Source organism: Rhodococcus sp. 05-339-2 (assembly GCF_002258965.1).
In the GTDB taxonomy this organism is placed as follows: Bacteria; Actinomycetota; Actinomycetes; order Mycobacteriales; family Mycobacteriaceae; genus Rhodococcoides.
Genome location: NZ_NOYW01000019.1, coordinates 161,372 through 179,942 on the forward strand (window position 1 = coordinate 161,372; position 18,571 = coordinate 179,942).

16 protein-coding genes and 1 pseudogene are annotated in these 18,571 nt (G+C 62.2%); 8 read left to right on the forward strand and 9 right to left on the reverse strand.

Going from position 1 to position 18,571, the window contains the following annotated elements:
* Positions 1–3 precede the first annotated feature (3 nt).
* The 8 genes and pseudogenes from CH273_RS22705 to CH273_RS22740 all read left to right on the forward strand — a co-directional run bounded on the left by CH273_RS22705 (position 4) and on the right by CH273_RS22740 (position 5,820).
* Entirely contained in the window at positions 4–339 is a 336-nt protein-coding gene (locus CH273_RS22705) for a hypothetical protein (RefSeq protein ID WP_032364838.1), read from the forward strand.
* A gap of 676 nt (positions 340–1,015) precedes the next feature.
* Positions 1,016–1,318 carry a hypothetical protein gene (locus CH273_RS22710; protein WP_032364839.1) on the forward strand — a complete coding sequence of 101 codons (303 nt, stop codon included), beginning with the start codon at positions 1,016–1,018 and terminating at the stop codon, positions 1,316–1,318.
* A 343-nt stretch (positions 1,319–1,661) separates the two neighbouring features.
* On the forward strand, positions 1,662–2,069 hold the full coding sequence (locus CH273_RS22715) for a hypothetical protein (RefSeq protein ID WP_032364840.1): 408 nt from the start codon (positions 1,662–1,664) through the stop codon (positions 2,067–2,069).
* A gap of 151 nt (positions 2,070–2,220) precedes the next feature.
* Entirely contained in the window at positions 2,221–2,541 is a 321-nt protein-coding gene (locus tag CH273_RS22720) for a hypothetical protein (RefSeq protein ID WP_015586223.1), read from the forward strand.
* The gene (locus tag CH273_RS22725; protein WP_032364841.1) at positions 2,538–3,257 is read left to right on the forward strand and encodes an HNH endonuclease family protein; all 720 of its coding nucleotides are present in this window, start codon (positions 2,538–2,540) and stop codon (positions 3,255–3,257) included. The genes CH273_RS22720 and CH273_RS22725 overlap by 4 nt, the downstream gene beginning before the upstream one ends.
* Positions 3,258–3,277: 20 nt before the next feature.
* Positions 3,278–3,466, forward strand: coding sequence for a hypothetical protein (locus CH273_RS22730; RefSeq protein ID WP_139278549.1), 189 nt, complete (start codon positions 3,278–3,280; stop codon positions 3,464–3,466).
* Positions 3,466–4,420, forward strand: a pseudogene (locus CH273_RS22735) (DUF5131 family protein). Before CH273_RS22730 ends, CH273_RS22735 begins: the two are co-directional and overlap by 1 nt.
* Positions 4,417–5,820 (forward strand): DNA cytosine methyltransferase, encoded by a 1,404-nt coding sequence (locus CH273_RS22740; RefSeq protein ID WP_032364842.1) that lies wholly within the window; start codon positions 4,417–4,419, stop codon positions 5,818–5,820. The pseudogene CH273_RS22735 and the gene CH273_RS22740 overlap by 4 nt, the downstream one beginning before the upstream one ends.
* 36 nt (positions 5,821–5,856) lie before the next feature.
* Here CH273_RS22740 and CH273_RS27455 read toward each other — a convergent pair whose 3' ends face one another.
* From CH273_RS27455 to CH273_RS22775, 9 genes are all read right to left on the reverse strand, one after another.
* Positions 5,857–6,555, reverse strand: coding sequence for a hypothetical protein (locus CH273_RS27455; protein WP_141214628.1), 699 nt, complete (start codon positions 6,553–6,555; stop codon positions 5,857–5,859).
* A 248-nt stretch (positions 6,556–6,803) separates the two neighbouring features.
* Entirely contained in the window at positions 6,804–8,318 is a 1,515-nt protein-coding gene (locus CH273_RS22745; protein WP_032394242.1) for a SpoIIE family protein phosphatase, read from the reverse strand.
* Between the two features lie 52 nt (positions 8,319–8,370).
* Positions 8,371–11,286 (reverse strand): DUF4407 domain-containing protein, encoded by a 2,916-nt coding sequence (locus CH273_RS22750; protein WP_032364844.1) that lies wholly within the window; start codon positions 11,284–11,286, stop codon positions 8,371–8,373.
* A 135-nt stretch (positions 11,287–11,421) separates the two neighbouring features.
* Positions 11,422–12,387, reverse strand: coding sequence for an FHA domain-containing protein (locus CH273_RS22755; protein ID WP_032364845.1), 966 nt, complete (start codon positions 12,385–12,387; stop codon positions 11,422–11,424).
* Between the two features lie 212 nt (positions 12,388–12,599).
* On the reverse strand, positions 12,600–12,944 hold the full coding sequence (locus CH273_RS27460; protein WP_032364846.1) for a hypothetical protein: 345 nt from the start codon (positions 12,942–12,944) through the stop codon (positions 12,600–12,602).
* A 260-nt stretch (positions 12,945–13,204) separates the two neighbouring features.
* The gene (locus CH273_RS22760; protein ID WP_052049303.1) at positions 13,205–14,398 is read right to left on the reverse strand and encodes a serine hydrolase domain-containing protein; all 1,194 of its coding nucleotides are present in this window, start codon (positions 14,396–14,398) and stop codon (positions 13,205–13,207) included.
* Entirely contained in the window at positions 14,395–15,660 is a 1,266-nt protein-coding gene (locus CH273_RS22765; protein WP_080733000.1) for a cytochrome P450, read from the reverse strand. The genes CH273_RS22760 and CH273_RS22765 overlap by 4 nt, the downstream gene beginning before the upstream one ends.
* On the reverse strand, positions 15,660–16,937 hold the full coding sequence (locus tag CH273_RS22770; RefSeq protein WP_032364847.1) for a cytochrome P450: 1,278 nt from the start codon (positions 16,935–16,937) through the stop codon (positions 15,660–15,662). The genes CH273_RS22765 and CH273_RS22770 overlap by 1 nt, the downstream gene beginning before the upstream one ends.
* 11 nt (positions 16,938–16,948) lie before the next feature.
* Positions 16,949–18,571 (reverse strand): flavin-containing monooxygenase, encoded by a 1,623-nt coding sequence (locus CH273_RS22775; protein ID WP_032364848.1) that lies wholly within the window; start codon positions 18,569–18,571, stop codon positions 16,949–16,951.

The following is an 18,571-nucleotide window of genomic DNA, read 5'->3' on the forward strand; positions in this document are numbered from 1 at the left end:
AACATGTCCGACGCATCTATCGAGTACAAGGCCGAGCGACTACCTGGCATCGAGACGTCGAAAGAACTCCGCGCATCGGTCGAGGGACGCGAGCGTCCGCGCATCGGCTACACCCTCGATACCCGAAGCCGGGACAACGGTGTTCGAGCGGCCAACGCTGCCGAAGGGCTGATCGCATACGCCAGGCCGATCGGCCTCGAAACCGAGGAGCTGACAACGGTGTTCGGAGACTTTCTGGGCGACCTGCGGCACCTTGCCGACGCCGTCGGCGTCGATTGGGACGCCGTGGACGAACGCGGTCAAGACCACTACCGCTGCGAGCTGTACGGGACCGAGTAGGGGACGCCTTGGGGAGAGGAGTGAGCGGCGGTTCGGTGCGCCGGGTCGCTGCTCGCCCCAGGCCCGTCCCCGGCACTGGGTGCGCCGGGGACGTTTTCGCTGCTGAGCCCTAGCGAACTCCGGGTCCGGTGGGTAGTGTCCTGGCGTATCGGCTTGGTGGGTGGTTCCACGAAGCCGCGGCGTCGACCATTTCGTTGTTGTCGCCGTTTTCACCAGATGAGCGGACTGACCATCCGACTTCCGAGAAGAGCAGAGGTGTGTCGAATATGAGAGTCCTCGTCCGGATCGACGGTAGGAATCATGGACCTGCGAGCAGTTCGGGTTCGCCGCGAGACTGCGCGCTGGCCGTAGCGCGTGGTGTGGCGGCAGTGTTGGCGGTTTTTGCTGCATTTGCCGGATTGGCCTGGGCTGCACTGCTACGCCGGACCGACCATGCCGCCATCGACGGAGATCCGCGCCGTGTAGCGATGGTGTTCGCCGCTTCTTGCTCGGCGTGTGCTGTAGCAACTGGGATCGAGTGGCTGCTTCGACGCCGCAGTGGCGCAATGGATACCGATCCCGTCCAGGGTGTGCGACCACCGAGAGAGGCTTCGTCGCAGCGCCACCGGACTGTGAACTCGAACAGTCGGGCGGCAGGGGAGTTCGACAGACCGGAGCGTCTGGCCGGTGCGACATCGTGACGAGAAAATTCGCCCCCGCACTTCGGATCGAGGTGATCGTCGTCCGCGATCCAGATGGTCCTACCCACATCCAAGTCTTCGTCGACGGTGTTCCGGCTGCAGCAACACAATTTCACATCGACGCAGGAAGGGGATGGACGTGGGGCGACTGGGCCGACACACGAGACTGCGATCTCGCGGTCATCTCATCCGGAGCGCGGGGAGCGCTCGAAGACGCCTACGACGATCCCCCCGGTGGTGACGCCGTCCGCGGCAGGATCGGTGACTGGCTGGACGGCGCTGAAAGATCGGAAAATTAAGCAGCAGAGTGATATCGCGCCGCGTTGTTGGTCGCATAGCGGCACAGAGACCAGTCAGAAATTGATCGACAGACCGACCATCTGTCCCACAGAAACGGGAGTACCCATGCAATCCTCGATCTCGACAACGCGGCCGCCCTCGGTCGACCTCTCACCGCACGCACGAGCTGCCGGCAGTACCGGCTGCAGCTCGAACAGTAAGGCGCACAGCGCCATCGCCAGCGAAGTCCATCGCCGGATGCAACACGGCCTGTCTGAGAGGTACTTTGCTGCTACTCCGAACGCCGCCGACCGCTTCCGACCAACCGTTCCTGACCATGAGCTGACGGACCACGTTTTCGAGGTGGTTTTCGGATTGCGGTGGCGGCAGGTGTTCGACTTGGCGCGCACCCTCGACGTCGAGTCCGATCTGCTGGAAACCGCACCGGAGACGGTCAGCGCCGCGTGGTGGTGCGCACCCGGCTGGCGGAAAGCGACACACGCTGCCCACACGGCGGCCTGCGGCGACAATCGGCGTCACGAACTCACAGCGACCATGAACCTGCTCGGCGTCCTCGGATGCGGGGCTGCCAGAGTCGCTGCCCGCGATGTCGGCCGAGGCTTGGTCGTACGAGATCTGATCGGTTCCGATTTCACTCAAGAGCACTACGACTACCTGACCGGGCCGTGGCGTCGCAACGTCGGCCCGGTCCATCCCGGCGACCGGCCACTAGACCAGTACCCGACGGCCCCGAACTCGCAACGCTTGTGACACCCGGGCGCATATTGCCCGCCCGGTGCGGCCACAGGAGAACGCTCCTGGGGTGCGATTCAGTGGCCGGCTGTCACAGACCTCACCGCGACGCTATCTACCCCGTGCAGGACTGCGTTTGCTATCGCGCTCACTACGAAAGGACTCCCTGATGGACCCACAATCCGGCCGAGACGGCCTCATCCACGACGTAGAGCGCCACCTCGCGGCCGAAGATGGCCGCCGCGAGGCTCGCACTGTTGCGCTTGCATGTGTCGGCTACGTCGTCGGCATGCTCGCGATCTTCAACGGGGCTCTGCCGATCGTGAAGGATCTGGTCACCGTCAGTTTGGTCATCTCCTTGGCCGGCACGTTGCTCGCTGCCTTCTCGGCTCTGACTCTGGCACTACTGCATCGTTGGTCAGACCGTTCGGACCGTAGGCGGCGCGGAAGCTGCGGGCATGCCGACTTGCCGGCGGAGGCGGTTCGATGAGCGCGCGCGGACGACTCCGCATCGCGGTGCCCATCGTGATGGCCGTACTCGCGGTCGGGACGTACACGTTCGGAACGCACGCCGATCCGCTCTCACGACCAGCGGTGGTCGACACCCCAGACCCAGCCGCGGCGAGCACGCCTGTACCCATCGCGCAGCTCCTCGCTCAGCTCGAAACGGTGGACTCGCTCGCAGACGTCGATGGATACGACCGATCCTGCAAGAAGGGCTCAGGGTGCGTGTTCGGCCCGGCGTGGACCGATGACTCGTCCGCCCCTGGATCGCACAACGGCTGTGACACTCGAAACGACGTCCTGGCAACCCAACTGATCGACGTCGAGTTCAAGCCCGGAACCCGCGACTGCAAAGTCGCAGCAGGGATACTCCACGACCCCTACACAGGATCGACGATCGACGACCTCGGGAAGATTCAGATCGATCACGTGTACCCGTTGGCGAGGGCGTGGGACGCAGGGGCGTGGGCCTGGTCGATCGACCAGCGAACCGCCTTCGCCAACGCCGTCGACATCAACTTGCTCGCGGTGGACGGACGTACGAATCAGCAGAAGTCGGACAAGGGAATCGACACCTGGCTGCCACCCAACGCGCCATACCAATGCCGTTACGTCACTTCGTATCTCACCGTGGCCGCGAAATACGACCTCGACATCACCAGCGCCGATGCGCAAACAGCGTCGAGCGTCTGCAGCCAATGACCCAACGTTCGGAGGACGCCATGACCGAAACCGACCCCACCACCGACACAAACGCTGTCCCGCTCCACCCCAACCCATGGATCATCACGACCGCACCTGATCGAAACAGCTACACGATCGAATTGCCCAGCAGGGGGATCTCGTTCGCGATTGACGCCGATCTACGATTCCAGCTCCTCGATGCCCTCCACGACCCGGAAGAGCGATGATGGGCGACGCCACGGCCATCGAATGGACCGACGCAACCTGGAACCCGGTCACCGGCTGCACCGCAGTCTCGTCGGGCTGCGATCATTGCTACGCCCAAACCCTCGCTGAGCGGTTCCGCGGCACACCGGGGCACTACTTCGAGCACGGATTCGACGTCGAGATGCGCCCCGGCAAGCTCGACCAGCCGCTGCGATGGAGCCGGCCACGCCGGATTTTCGTGAATTCGATGAGCGACCTCTTCCATCCAGCAATCCCGGACGACTACATCGCCCGGGTGTTCGCGGTGATCGCGCTCGCCCGCCAGCACACCTTTCAATTGCTTACCAAGAGACCCGCTCGGATGCGGGCACTGCTCCAGTCCGATGCCTTCCGCCGCGCCGTCGACGACGCCATCGCTGGCGTCGTCGCAGCCTTCCGCCCCGCCGATGTCTGGTACCAGAGCTGGCCGCTGCCGAACCTGTGGATCGGCGTCTCGGCCGAAGACCAGAAGACTGCAGACCTTGCGAGTATGGGCGCTGCTGGACACGCCTGCAGCTCTTCGGTTCGTCTCTGCCGAACCGCTCCTCGGACCGATCGACTTCACGCGCCTACGACCCAGCAGAATCGGAGGAGCGCTGACTCGCGACGGGCTCCGTTCGGTCGAAGACTCGAAATGCGGCGGCGAGCGCGAACCAGCGCTTGACTGGGTGATCGTCGGCGGTGAGTCCGGCCGCGGGGCACGGCCTATGCATCCGCGATGGGTACGAGAGATCCGGGACCAGTGCACCGCTGCCGATGTGCCCTTTCTGTTCAAGCAGTGGGGCGAGTGGGCACCAGCGGAGGTGATCGCCAGATTCCGTGACTACCACCACTTCGACGACGGCACCGAAGTTCGACGAGTCGGCCGTAAGGCCGCCGGCCGGATCCTCGACCGACGGGTGTGGGACAGCGTGCCCGACGGAGCCGGACGATGAGTGGATCGCTCGACATCACGGCATCGGACTTCTTCTGCGGTGCCGGCGGATCCACGACCGGAATGATCGCCATCCCCGGGGTGAGGGTATCGGCAGCGTCGAACCACTGGGACAAGGCAATCGAGACGCACCAGTACAACCACCAGCACACCGAGCACATCCTCGCGGACCTCTCTCAGATCACTCCGAAGCTGTTTCCTCGCACGACAATCGGATGGTTCAGCCCCGAATGCACCTGGCACTCGAATGCTCGCGGGGCCAAGCGCCTCGCCGCGCAGATCTCGTTACTGTCCGACGACCTACCGTCCGAGGCCGCCGAGCGATCGAGGGCGACGATGTGGGACGTCGTTCGGTTCACCGAGTATCACCGATACGAATTGGTTTTCGTCGAGAACGTCGTCGAGATCTACTCATGGCCTCTCTACAGGCCATGGATCGCGGCGATGCACGCCCTCGTTTACGAACATCGCCTTATCTGCCTGAATTCGATGCACTCATGGACTTTTGGGACACCAGCGCCGCAGTCCCGCGATCGCCTCTATGTGTGCTTCTGGAAGGCCGGCAACCGGGCACCTGACTTCGAGACCGTGGTCCGTCCGCCGGCAACCTGCTCTCGCTGCGGGCCCGTGCGTGCGTTGCAGGCCTGGAAGAACCCAGGGGTGGCTGTGGGTAAGTACCGTAGCCAGTACTCCTACCGGTGCCCCGCACGTGCGTGTGCGGACACCGTGCTCGAGCCCGACTGGCTCCCTGCCTCGACCATCATCGACTGGACCAAGACCGGCCAGCGGATAGGGGACCGCACTCGTCCGTTGAAGCCGAAAACGATCGCACGAATCCAGGCCGGCATCGACCGGTATTGGGCAGCTCCGCATGCCGAGGACGCGAGAGAAGCCGCGGGCACGCTGTTCGAGTATCGGCAGGCAAGATCACGGCCGTCTGAGGGGCGGGCCCCGGTGTTCGAGCCGTTCGTGTCGGTGCTGCGGGGCCAGTCGAAGAATCATCGAACCTCGGAGGCGCTGTCGACCGTATCCGCGGGCGGCCGCCATCATGCGGTGATCACCCCGTTCATCGCAGAGCTGCGAGGTGGAGGTTCGACTGCGCGATCGGTCAGCGACGCTCTCTGCACCGTGACGGCATCGGGTAACCACCATGGCTTGGTCGTGCCCGCTGCCGCTCACCATCGAAAGTCCACACGCCGACCGATCGCCGTCGAAGACCTGTCCTTCAGAATGCTCGACGTACCGGAACTCAAAGGCGCAATGGGATTTCCGTCCTCGTACGTTCTACGCGGGGGAACCAAGCAACGAGACGTCCGGATGTGCGGTAACGCTGTGACACCGCCGACCTCGCGAGACCTAGTGGGAATTGGTATTCGGAGTCTAGAGGCCGACTGTTCGTGAACACCGCTCACTTTCTGCTTCAGCAGCTTCTTTGTGTCAACCGAACAGCGACGTCCATCCCGAACCGTGTACCTTCTTCATCTCGTTGTCGAAGTCGGTGACGTCCGAGACAGTGAGTACGTGGTGGTCAACCAGCCAACGACTCATCCCTGGATTGAGGCCATCTTCGCTTGCCCATGACAGCTTGTTGATATCGTCGAAATGCTTATCCATGACTCTGTGGAGATTCTTGAATACGCCTGTCTCGCTGATCGAGTAGCTTCCAAGCCACTCTTCTATCTTGCCTTTTCTGACGATTTTGGGATTCGAGAACCCGCCGATAATGAATTCATATTCACGAAAGGTCAACCAGAAAAGAGTGCTTTTGTGCTTGTCGTCGTGTAGCCATTCGCGCAGCGCCCGAGCAATGTGTTCGTTGGATGAAAGCTGTTCGATATGCTCGTTCGGTACGAAAGTCGGGATAAGATCCGAATTCGATGTGTCGGGGCCTGCTTCGGGCGTGTCGACCAGTACAACGTACTCGCGCTGGCGGCGGATGGCGTGGACTGCAAACGCTGGAGGTGGTCCAACCGCTATGCGGTAACGGGCACCAGGTTCTGACAGTGCAAAGCGATTGCCTTTGCGCTCATCGCGGGCGTCTCCTGATTCGCGTGCTTCTCTGGGTAATTGTTCGAGTACTGCGCCGTAGGTGTGGCTACCCAGTCTGTGTTCAGGTTCTGCTGCATCAAGTTTCACCTGCCTGTATGACAAACTGGATGACTTAAGCGGTACGCTCATCGCGACGTATACGGGGTACTCGCTGTGGTTGACCACGTGATATGCGCCCGTCTCCGTGTCCCGGACAACTGCGGGGCACCAGTTGTTGCTCAGTCTTGGGTCGCCCTCGAAATTGTTGAGTATGTATCTTGTGAATGGCGTGTAGATCGATTCGACGTGGAATCCGTGCTGTCCAGTCTCGAGAGGTGGAAGGACATAGGGCGCTTTCAACGGGATCCTCCTTGTTCCGGTTCAGCACTGGGTGACAGATGCGCCACGACCACGGTGATGTTGTCGGCGATTGTGCCGTGGCGTTTGTGCTCAGAAAGGGCCGCACGAACGAGTGCTTCTGCTAGTCGAGCGGGACTGGCATCCGGTGGCTGGGATCCGAGAACCTCACGTATGGCGTCTTCAGGGTCTCGATCAGGTGTGGTGTCCATTTGAGTGTGCGGGCCGGACCAGGCGTTGAGGAAGCCGTCTGTGACCATGATGTAGCGGTCATTGGCTACTGCTGGCTGGTGCCATCGAGACAACTTGTAGGTGTAGCCCGCTGGGGCGTCGGAGAAGAACCCGATTGCGTTGTCCAGGGCAGCGTGCTGATGCAGGGCTGGTGTCATCGCTGTGACGTGAACGGTGTCGTCGGCTGTGTCGGTGTGGGCACGAAACACCTGACTGTCTCCCACGTGCCCGCCGGAGACAGTGAAAGTGGAGGTGTCGAGTGTCAGGACGTCGAGCGTGGAAGGCGCGGCGAGAACCGAGCGTCCGCGGAGTCCTCGAAGTGCTTGATCAGTGGCGGCGAAGACGTCGTCGATAGGCGAGGTGGGCAGAAGGGTTCGTAGTGTCGCGCGTACGGTTCGGGCTGTGAGGACGCCGTCTTCGCCGCCGCCCGCGGCATCGGCAATCGCTGATGTGTGTCCTCGAATCAGGAAAACGTCGTTGTTGTGACGGCGGTCGCCCGCCGAGGTCTCCCCGGCTGCTTGGAGTTTGAGAGGCGCTGCTGCTGCGGGTGCCATTGCCTGCGTGGGTGACTCGTCACCGGCTGGTTGGGGAATAGGTCGTCCGAGTGTGTGGGGCAGGCTTTGTCGCACGGCGGGCGCAGCACGCTCGGTGTGTACCTGTCCGACGGGGATGGTCGGCGGGAAATGTTGCTCGCCGACGTACGTGACGCGATACACCGAAGCCCCCACAATCAGGACCGCGCCGTCGTGTATCTCGAACGGCGGTTGGCCTGCGTACAGGCGATGCCCATCGACGGTGATGGGCGCGCCGGACAACGCTGTCACCCACCACCGACGCGTCTGTGGGTGACGGACGAAGTGCGCACGCTGGCGTCTTGTTTTTCTATCGGTGACGACCGCTGTTTTACCTCGTGCGCGCCCCAACGTCACTGTTTCGCCTCGCAACTCGATGGGTGGAATATCGCTCGTGCCGCGCAGATCATGTAGAAAGACGCGCTGCGTGTTGTCGAGCGACGCCTTGCCGAGGCGGTCGGTGGTGGGCGTGTGCGAGACGGGTCTCAGTTCGACGGTTCGGGCAGCACCGTTTCGTGTGCCGCGTCGAGACGCCAACCACCACAGTCCGCAGCCGGCCAACAGCGCGGTAATGATCGCCATGCCCATCCGCCAATCGATCATCCACAATCCGGCCGCGATGAGAGCACCCACCGCGATGGTCCCGACTCGTCCGATCAGTGGGCAGTGCCGAAGTCGGTCGAGACGTCGCCGCAGCGAACGCTTCGACACGCGTGGCCGTGGAAACCGCCGGCCTGTTGACTTGATGGGCATCGGAACTCCGTTAGCGATTGATGGCGGGTGAGCGCGGCGCGTCCGGATCGTTGTCCGGTGGCAGGTAAGGGGGGTCGTCGGTCGGCACACTGTCGGGGTGCGGTGTTCGCGGCTGGTGCTGCTGTTGAACCAGATGGCCAGCATTGCCGATGACGTCCTGTTGCTGTTGTTGCTTGGGAGGTTTCTTGAAACGCGTGAAGTTACCGACCTGTTGGGCTGCCGGTATCGCGCCGCCTGCGTCTACGTGCAGAGCATCTTGTTTGACGAGTCGTAGCCATCGAATGAGCTGGTCCGCGCTACGTTCAGCTGCTTTCACACGTGCGTCGAAACTGTTGTCCGTCGGCACTACGTGGCGTCTTTCGGGTGCAGGGTCGAGGCATCGACGCAGCAAGTTGTCGAGACCTTCGGGTACAAACGGTGCGAACTTCGAAACCGGGGTGAGAGGCCCACTGCGCAGTCTGCGATATGAGTCCAAGGCCCTTTCGGCACGAGGGTTGCCGTTTTGGAAGTCGTTGAGGGTGATTCCTTGCTGTTCGGCCTCGTACAGATACGGCGGCTTCCCGGTGATCATCTCGTACAGAGTTGCGGCCCAGGCGTAGATGTCGGCGGCAACGAGGTGGGTCGGCCACAGCTGCCCTGCTGAGCCTTGCTCTGGTGGCGAGTAGAAGAGGCTTTGCAACCGCAGCCGTGAGCTGGTGTGTGCGGCCTCATCGAGACTGCGAGAAAGTGCCCAGTCGATGATCTTCGGGGTGCCGTCGTTGTCGATGCAGATGTTGGGGGGCTTCATATCCAGGTACGCGCGAGCCCCCTTCTCTCTTTTCGTCCACGACCAGGCCAGTGCGCTGAGTAGTCGTTCGGCGATCTGCAGTACCAGGGCAAGGTCGAAGCCCCCGGGCTCGTTGCCGTTGATTCGGGCGTCTTGAAATGTATTCAGGGTGTGGGGATATCGTCGGGTGACGATCACCATCTGGTCTTGGTAGATGTCCGAAAAGTAGACGTCTGCGACGGCGTCGTTTATCGACACGCCCAGTGCGGGAACAGCATCGAGTTCGGCGAGGCCTTGGGCCCGATCACGCTTTCGGAGCTTCCAGGAGCGGTCGGGGAGGTAGACCTTGATCACGTATTCGATTCCGTTGTCGGGACTGTCCTCGTCGACGGCGAGTAGAAGAGAACCGCCGTTGACGTGTCGCCAGAACTTTGTGATTCGCCAGTGCCTGTCGAGCGGGTTGTCGACTGTGTCGTCGGGAAACACATTGCCGATCTCGAGTCCGTACTCATCGCGCGGCGAAGCAGCAGGAGGTCTGTGGTTGCTTGCGCGCGGTGCCGGTGCCGGCGCCGGTGGGGGTTGCGGTTGCGGTGTCTGTGGGGGTTGCGGTGTCGGAGTTGGGGTCTCGCCGCTGAGGTCGTCGGGTTGTTGTTCACCTTGCTGTGCGTTGCGCGGGTGTTGTTGTGTGTATGGCTGGGTGGGGGTTGCGCGCGGACGGTGGCGGCGCTCTTTCAGGTGTGCAAACGCGGTCTTGAGATAGTGGTCGGCCAGATCCTTTGCGGCGGCGGAGTCGTCCGACAGTTTGTGCAGCGCTTCACGGGTCTGTGCGACGGCGTGCTTCGCGGCAGCGTCGGCCAGGGTGTGCTCGTGTTCTCGGGTCAGCGAGTCCATCCGGTTGCGGTGCTCGCGTTCGTCGAGGTCACCGGCATGGGCCACAGTGTTCGCCCGGTTGCGGTGCTTGCGGTCGTCCAAGTCGTATTGGGCGTCCGCTTCGCCCTTCGCGCCTTCGATTACTTGGACAGTGGTGCGGGCGCGCAGACGAGCTGCGTCCCGTCGCGCATTTTCCAGGTAGGGAGTGTGAGGGCCGAATAGTTTGAGCAGCAGTGGGGTGAGGTCGACGACAAGTAGCGTGACGATGATGACGATGTAGAACCATCTGTATCCGAGGTCGTCGCCGATGAGTCGGACAAGGGCTCTGTGGCGAGTCACAGCATTGGTGTCGGCGGCGTTGACCGCTTCGTATTTGGCGGCCTTCTCGTCGATTCGAGTCTGGCGGGTGCTCTCCAGCGTACGAACGAGGTCCTGCGCCTCTAGGGCCTTCTGCTGGCTGGTAATTGCAGTCGTGTCGGCTTGGTTGTACACGTATCTTCTGTTGCTTTCCGCGCAGATCTCCCGCGGGTCGCTCGGAAGTAGACAGTTCGCGCTGGGGGGACTGTCGCCGGCGTCAAGCGTGCCTCCAGTCCCCCGACGTTCATCCTGCCAATCAGCCTGGGCAGTCTCCCGGGTGCTATTGGCTATATCTCGAGCGTTTTCGGCGGCTGTGCGCGCATCTTTCGCATCGGCGATTGCTGTGTCGTACTCTGCGCCTATGGATGCTTTGTAGTCGGTGAGGTTGTCGGACTGGATGCTCGGCAGCTCCCGTTCGATTGCGGTGTTGAACATGCCGAGAGCGACCGATTCGGAGATGACGTAACCGACGACGACCGCCATCCCGATGCGTGCGAGGTAGAACCATGCCGAACGCCATGCTCGCCGAAGCCAGTTTTGGGGTCCGACCAATAGGTCGCCGTAGTCGATCGAGGTCATGATCCATCGGTCGACGCAGAATACGAACAGTGCCCACACGGCGGCAAGGACCCAGATGAACCAGTAGTTGAAGCGGTGCCCGACGTTGACTGCCCAGGCACTGGCCAGAACGCCGCCGAAGGCGATGGTAGGCACCAGAATCAGGATCCCGGCTTGGGCGGCAAGTTTGGAGGCGTCGGAATTGTTGTCGATCCACGGGCGGTGGAAGCCGCCGATCCGCAGCAACATTCTGGTGAGCCAACCGCAGTTGTTGTCGACGTCGAACTTCGGCTTCTGACGACCATCGGGCCCAGGGGGGTCCATGCCGTCGTCTTCCTTGGCCGAATTGTCGGGTGGAGGCGCGCCGCCGCTCATCGGATCATCGGGGTCGGCGGAGTCGACGCGTGAGCGGGGACGTCACTGCTCAAGGCGGTTCTCCTCCGAGTGTATTGGGCTAAGAAGTGTCGCACAGGGTCGGCGGTTCGGCGTGGCGAGAACAGCAGGTTCCGGTCAGCGGGCAGCATGGGCACCCGTTCGGTAGAACGTGGCGGTGTTCGTGCCTGATGTGGTGCCGAACGCGATGCGGTCGCCGTCGGCGAGTTCGGTCCATCTGCCGGGGGTTACACGCACTCCGTTGATCCAGGTACCGGTCTTGCTGTTGTCGGCACACCACCACACGCCATCGTTGGAACGCAGGGTGAGGTGATGTCGCGAGATGCTGGTGTCGGCGCTGATGGTGATGTCGCAGTAGGTGCCCCGCCCGACGGTTATCTCGGTACCGACGACGCGGTGCGCTCGACTATCGGGACCGACCAAGGTCGGTCCACGCCCGGGTGAGTCCGGGATGAGAGTTGTTGCCACCTGACTGTCGCTGGGGTGGAGGTCGGTTTGGTCGCCGTAGGCGCGTGTGGGTTCCACTGGGTGGTCGGACATCGGATGCGTGGAGCCACGCAGGGCGTAGTGGCGAGCGCGGACCTTCGGGTTGGAGACGATCTCGACCAGGGGCAGCATTCCGCTCGGAGTGTCCGCGGAGTAGCGGCGCGTGACATCGACGGCTTCGGCGGTGAGATGGGTGATGACGTCGTTGATATCGAAGTGATCGCTGAGGTCGGTGAAGTCGGCGGGATTCAGACCGACGGTAATGCAGTCGGGTAGATACCAGCGCCCGTCGGAGTGACGGAAGACGAGGGTGCAAATGTGTTCGCGGGCGTTGTCGCACAATGCAACTGGATTGCTGCGACCTGGTCGTCGCCATTCCCCGCGCACGAGATGCACAGCGGCGATAGCGACGACGGCGGTCATCACGAACAACACGGTTCCGCCGGTGAAACCGCACACAATCACGAAGATCAGCCACGCTATGCCGAACACGGTGGTTACCGCTCGAGAGTGGGGTGTCCATGCGCGGATCCATTGCAGGACTGCGACGGACGTGGCGCGCAGCTCATCGGAGGCTACGCGGATCAGATCGGTCATCTCCGGGTACTCCATTCGCTGTGACAGGTGGGGACTCTCCTAGGGGAGAACTTAAGGCGCACAGAGGTGGATGAACAGAGTCCGGAAGGTTGGTCAAGTCCAACCCTGAATGGGGTTGACAAGGAGCGAAAGTCGTGGACTAGAACCTCGACAGAGCCCGGGGTCAAGTGAAGTCTGGAATTCGTCACATCTCAAGTGGGTACCCCCAGGTTTCACGATGCGTCAGCCAGTGGGTCAGGGGCCGGACGTAGCGCGCTCAGCGCGCCCGTCAGAGGGCAGCGGCCGGTGACGACAACGAGCCCTCGAAAGGTCAACGCAGGGTGAGCTATGACGTCGTCGGGTGAAAGATCGGGCATCAGGTTCAGTGCCCGGGCAAGTACCATCGCCGACCATGGGTTGGGGCTGTGGTCGGCTCGGCAGTCGTCGCTGGTCCACACCGTGGCGGCGGCGACGTCGGTACGCACGATCCGGCTGCGGGCAGCGGTAGCGCGGAGTGCGTGGAGTACTTCCTCTGGTGTCTGATGACCGTCGGTTGTGGCTATGTCGAAAACGGTCACATCACGGTCTAGTCCAGGACGAACGAGGAAACCAGTAACAATATTCATTCCTGCATCGCACCGAATGAGTAACTGTTATAGCTAGTTGGTGTTGACCCACTTGACAGCCTGCGCGATATACGTTGGCGGACGTGCGTCCGTCCGGGCCGTTCGATTAGTTCAGCACGTACCGTCTGAAATGTAGCAAGTGGACGGTTGTGACCGGATCGTACCGCCCCTGTTGCCGAAACCGGACAGAGAACGGTTTCGGCAACAGCTGATCAGTTCGTATGCCGACGTACGGTCCGGGTACGAACTGCTCCTTCGACGTTATTGAATGCTCGTATTACCTGTGGATCGGCGAATGGTATGAGCTGGGTGAACAACACTCCTGCTGACGATCTATCGTTGTCGGTGTCGGCCCAGTAGTAGGTGTTCGCGCCCCCGGCCCATGCCATGGTTCCGACTGGGCGGCCTGCGGGTGTGACTTGCTCGTTTCGCATGCCGAGCAACGACCACGATGTGTTGATTCCTGGGATCAGGTCGATGTCGTGCGACGTTGCGTAATCAGCGGATTCGATGGTCCCGAAAGATGCTGAGTGGCTTCGTTGTGCGTCGACGAGGGTATCCGGCTGTAGGTACTGCACACCGTTCCAGGCTCCGCCGGCACTGAGCATGCGAAGGAACGTCAGGTAGTCCTGGGGTGTTCCGTACAGCCCGCCGCCGCCTGAGTGGAATTCTGGATCGGTGGGCAGCTCGAATGGTGTGGGTACCAGGCCGTGAGGTGTTTTCGTGTGTACATCCGCCAAGCGAGTGCGATCGGTGATTCCGAACGTTGTGTCGCGCATACCCAATGGGGAGAAGATCGTCTCGTGGAGGTGGGTTGCCAGGTCGTGTCCGGTCAGGCGGGTGATGGCAAGTCCCACCCATTCCAGGCCGGTGCCGTACATGGCGTTGGTGCCTGGGTGGTAGACGAGCGGGGCGTCGACGATCGAGGCGAGTTTGAGTTCGAGGCTCGATGGCACCTTCTTGTCGTGAAGATAGCGCGCGAGATCGGCGTGTAGGAACGAGTAGCCGGTTCCGGCTGTGTGCGAGAGCAGCATTCGTAGTGTGATGGGTCCTCGTGCGCGGACGAGCCGGGGCTGATCCTCGTCGTATCCCTCGAGGACGTACGCCGCGGCGAGTTCGGGCAACAGATCGGTAGTGGGAGTGTCGAGTTCGATGAGACCGCGCTCGACGAGTTGCAGTGCGGCGACGGCGACGATCGGTTTGGTCATCGATGCCAGCCAAGCGATGGTGTCGTCGGTCCATGGGTTTGTGCCATCACGTGTTCCCGCTCCGCCGGAGTACGTGATGCCATCGCGGTCGGCTGTCATGACGTAGAGGCCGGTGACCACTCGGTCGTGCACCGCTGTGGTCAGGATCGTGGAGATGGTGTTGCGCAGGGCTGATTGCCCTGATGGTTCTGGTGTCATGACCAGGTCATGGGGAGTTCGTCCACCCCATAGATGCCGATGGCGTGTTCTCGGAACTTGATGTCTTGCAGGGGTACAGCACGGTGGAGGGTTGGGATGCGCCGGAGCAGGGTGGGGATGGCGATTTGGAGTTCGAGTCGTGCGAGGGGCATGCCCAGGCATTGGTGCGGGCCGTATCCGAAGGTCAGATGTCGGTGCACTGGCCGGCGTAGGTCGAGGCGATCCGGGTCGGTGATCGCTGATGCGTCGCGGTTGGCGAGGTCGCCGGCGATGATGAGGCCGTCGCCGGCGGGGATGGTGATCCCGTTGATGTCGATGTCTTCTGTTGCGACTCGGCGTCGTCCGCCTTGGGGGACGGCGGTGTAGCGGAGGAGTTCTTCGATGGCTCCGGCGATTTCGTCGTGTGTGCGCATCGACAGGAGGGTGTCGCGCTGTTCGGGGTTTTCTGTCAGGGCCAGCGCACTGAGGGAAATGGTGTTGGAAGTGGTGTCGAATCCTCCGAGGAGCATCAGCATCCCGGTCATGGCTGCGTCGTGTTGGGAGATGTCACCGGTGGCGACGTGTTCGTGGGCGAGTTCGGAGAGCATGTCATCGCCGGGGTCTGTGCGTTTGACGGTCAGTAGCTGGTAGATGTAGTCGATCAGGCCTTGGCGGGCGGTTTCGGCGTCCTCTGCGGTGGCGTGGGGATCGATCAGGGATTTGGCGCTCGTTGTGAAGAACTGGTGGTCCGCGTAGGGCACGCCCAGCAGATGGCAGATCACGGTGCACGGCGCGGGTAGCGCGAAAGCTTCGAGGAGGTCGACAGGTCGCGGCCCGGCAAGCATTCGGTCGATGAGGTCGTTGACGAGATCTTCGATCGGAGTGCGCATCGCCTCGATGCGTTTGGCGGAGAACGGTTTGGCCACGAAGTGGCGTTGACGGGTGTGCTCGGGGGCGTCCATGGTCAGAAATCCCAAGCGGTGCATGAATTTACTGGGGGTGGAGTGGGGATAGTTGGGGTGCTCGGGTACGGCGCTGAGGCGTGGGTCGCGCAGCAGTGTCCGTGCTTCGTCGTACCCGCTGATCAGCCAGGGGGTGCTGCCGTCCCAGATCTGCGCGCGTGTGATCGGTGAGTCATTCTGTACTGCACGCAGTTCCGGTGACGGGTCGAAGGGGCACTTGGGGTTTCGGGGGGCGGGGTAGGTGGGCAGGGTGTCTGTGCGCTTCGCGTCGTGCGGTGCGTTGTCGGTCGCGTCCCCTTCTGGGCGGTGCGGGGCGCGCATCACTGGTCTCCGAAGCTGTCGAACAGTTCGTTCGCGGTGTCGAATCGCGGGCCTTTTCGCGGCCCTGGGGCAAACTGTGCGGGCATTGTCACGAAACCGTTGATCTGACCGACCGTGGGGTATCGAACGGCGGCATTGTCGACAAGGCGGTAGCCGGGGAGTCGGTCGAGAACTTGGCCGACGACGACCTCGAAGTCGATTTGCGCGATGTGGCGGCCGATGCATCGGTGCAGTCCGAGTCCGAACGCTGCATGTTTGCGTGTGTCACGGTCGAAGTCGATGGTGAGGGGGTCGGGGAAGACCTTTTCGTCGAGGTTGGCTGCTGCCCAGGAGATCAGGACTCGTTCGCCGGGTTCGACGGTGGCTCCGTCGATCTGTGCCTCTTCGGTGGCTGTTCGTCCGACACAGACAACAGGGGTGAAATAGCGCAGGAGCTCTCCGCATGCTTTCGGTAGGTCGTCCGGGTGATCGATCAGTCGTGCTCGATCATCGGTGTTGCGGTCCAGGTACTCGAACGTCGACGAGAGCAGGGCGGTGGTGGTGTCCATACCGCCGGCGATCATGGCGTTGCAGACGGCGATGATGTCTGCGTCGCTGATGTTCTCACCGCCGATCTCCATCTGGGTCAGGAAGCTGATGAGGTCGTTGCGGGGATGGGCACGGCGGAGGGGAATGGTCTTGATTACTTCGCCGATGAGCATCGCGAAGCCGGTTTCGACCGTCTTGTATTCCGGGGTGTCGGATGGGGTGTAGGCCAGGGCATGCACGGCCTCGGCGTAGATGCGCCAGTTGTCCATCGACAGGCCCACGATGTCGAGGGTGAGCAGAGCCGGCACGGCATTGGCGAGATCCATCACGAGGTCGATCTCGCCTGATTCGATGGCTTGGTCGATGCACCACGTCGTGTAGGCCTCGATCCGTGGGCGGAGCCGTTTTGCAGAGGTGGGAGAAAAGTAGGTGTTCAGTGCTTTTCGCCAGTCCAGATACTCGGGTGGGTCCATTTCCAGTGGTAGGGCACGAAACGTCGACGCGGGGATGATCGTTCCTTGCGGTCGCCCTGGCGTGTTGGGTAGCTCGTGGGCCGAGGAGAACACTTCCGGTCGACGTGCGACTGAGGCGACCTGCTCGTAGCCGCTGACCACGTAGAAGCCACCGTAGTGGGAGCTGTGGGCTACCGGGCACTTTTGGGTCATGGCGGTGTTGACTGCCCACGGGTCTGCTGAGTATTCGGGTGAGTGGTGGTCGAAGTCGATGTTTGGGACGGTGCTGTTCGGCATGACGGGGGCTCCTAGGGGCGTGTGGCGGCCGAGACCGGTTGTGGGAGAAGTTGAAAGCCGGGGTAACCGTCTGCGGTTACTTGCTCGCAGCGGGCGGCGTAATCGGGGAACCCGATGAGGGGCATGAAGACCCTTTTCTTGCCGGGGATGTTCGCCCCGAGGTACCACGAGCCACACGAGGAGAGGAGAGTTCCGGCGGCGACGTCGGTGACGTGTCGACCCCAGTCGTGTTCGGCCTGTGGTGTGGCTTCGATGCTGTGGATGTGATGGTCGGTGAGGTGTTGCAGACAGGTTCTGATCCAGGTTGCGTGTTGATGAATTGCCACCAGCACGTTGGCCAGGACGGACGGGCTACCGGGGCCGGTCATGGTGAACAGGTTGGGAAAGCCGGAGGTGGCCAGGCCCAGGTAGCTGCGGGGGCCCTCCGACCACGCCTGGCGCAGCGTTCGACCGCCGCGGCCGCGGATGTCTATGCGTGTGAGAGCGCCGGTGATGGCGTCGTAGCCGGTGGCGAACACGAGGATGTCCAAGTCGTGCGAACTGTGTGTCGTCCGTAAGGCGGTCGGTGTGATCTCGGTGATCGGGTGGGATGCAATGTCGACGAGGTCGACATTGGGACGGTTGAACGTTTCGTAGTAGCCGTCGCCGAGGCAGATTCGTTTGCATCCCATGACGTGGCGAGGGGTGAGGGTTGCAGAGACTGCAGGATCGGCCACGGTCGAGCGGATCTTGGTGCGGACGAAGTCGGCGACGACCTCGTTTGCCGCAGGGTCGACGAGGAGATCTCCGAAGGAGCGTAGGAGCAGCGGCCCACCCCTGTTCCACAGGTGCTCGAACTGTGCTTCACGCTCTGTCTTCGAGAAATGGAACACCGAGTTCGGGTTGGTAGGAAACCGGGACAATCCGGCTGTGGGAACTGTGTTGTTGCGTGCACGAAATCCCGCGTAGTCGGCCTTGATTGCGGCTTGGAGCTGAGGGTCGAGCGGTTCGTCGCCTGCGGGCAAGGTGTAAGCAGGGGTGCGTTGAAAGACGGTGAGCTGACGAGCGTCTCGGGCGATCAGGGGGATGGCTTGTACCCCAGACGAACCGGTCCCGATCACACCGACTCGTTTGCCTCCGAGTGCCACGTGATGGTGGGGCCACCGTCCGGTGTGCAGGATGTCGCCTGCGAATGAGTCCAGGCCGGGGATCTCGGGCACGTTGGGTTCGGACAGGCAACCTGTCGCGGTGATGACGTACCGGGCGATGATTTCGTGTCCGGTATCGGTCCGGACGGTCCAGGAGGCGGTGGCGTCGGAGTAGACCATTTGTTGTACGCGCGTGTGGAACTCGATGTCGCGTTCGAGGTCGAAGCGATCCATCACGTGCTCGATGTAGCGCATGATTTCAGCTTGGTCGGCGTATCGCCGTGTCCATTCCCAATCTTGTTGCAGCTCATCGGAGAATTGATACGAGTACTCCAGGCTCTCCACATCGCAGCGCGCACCGGGATATCGGTTCCAATACCAGGTGCCGCCGGCATCACCTCCTGCCTCGTACACGCGGACGGTCAGGCCGATCGTGCGTACTTCGTGCAACATCTGCAGTCCTGCGAGCCCCGCACCCACGATCAGAACATCGACATGCTCGTCCAT

Excerpts from the sequence above, each read along its gene's own strand:
- CH273_RS22720 (WP_015586223.1), top strand. The coding sequence starts at position 2,221 with ATGGACCCACAATCCGGCCGAGACGGCCTCATCCACGACGTAGAGCGC.
- CH273_RS22740 (WP_032364842.1), top strand. The coding sequence starts at position 4,417 with ATGAGTGGATCGCTCGACATCACGGCATCGGACTTCTTCTGCGGTGCC.
- CH273_RS22750 (WP_032364844.1), bottom strand. The coding sequence starts at position 11,286 with ATGAGCGGCGGCGCGCCTCCACCCGACAATTCGGCCAAGGAAGACGAC.
- CH273_RS22775 (WP_032364848.1), bottom strand. The coding sequence starts at position 18,571 with ATGGACGAGCATGTCGATGTTCTGATCGTGGGTGCGGGGCTCGCAGGA.
- CH273_RS22755 (WP_032364845.1), bottom strand. The coding sequence starts at position 12,387 with ATGACCGATCTGATCCGCGTAGCCTCCGATGAGCTGCGCGCCACGTCC.
- CH273_RS22765 (WP_080733000.1), bottom strand. The coding sequence starts at position 15,660 with ATGCGCGCCCCGCACCGCCCAGAAGGGGACGCGACCGACAACGCACCG.
- CH273_RS22770 (WP_032364847.1), bottom strand. The coding sequence starts at position 16,937 with ATGCCGAACAGCACCGTCCCAAACATCGACTTCGACCACCACTCACCC.
- CH273_RS22705 (WP_032364838.1), top strand. The coding sequence starts at position 4 with ATGTCCGACGCATCTATCGAGTACAAGGCCGAGCGACTACCTGGCATC.
- CH273_RS22760 (WP_052049303.1), bottom strand. The coding sequence starts at position 14,398 with ATGACACCAGAACCATCAGGGCAATCAGCCCTGCGCAACACCATCTCC.
- CH273_RS22725 (WP_032364841.1), top strand. The coding sequence starts at position 2,538 with ATGAGCGCGCGCGGACGACTCCGCATCGCGGTGCCCATCGTGATGGCC.
- CH273_RS22730 (WP_139278549.1), top strand. The coding sequence starts at position 3,278 with ATGACCGAAACCGACCCCACCACCGACACAAACGCTGTCCCGCTCCAC.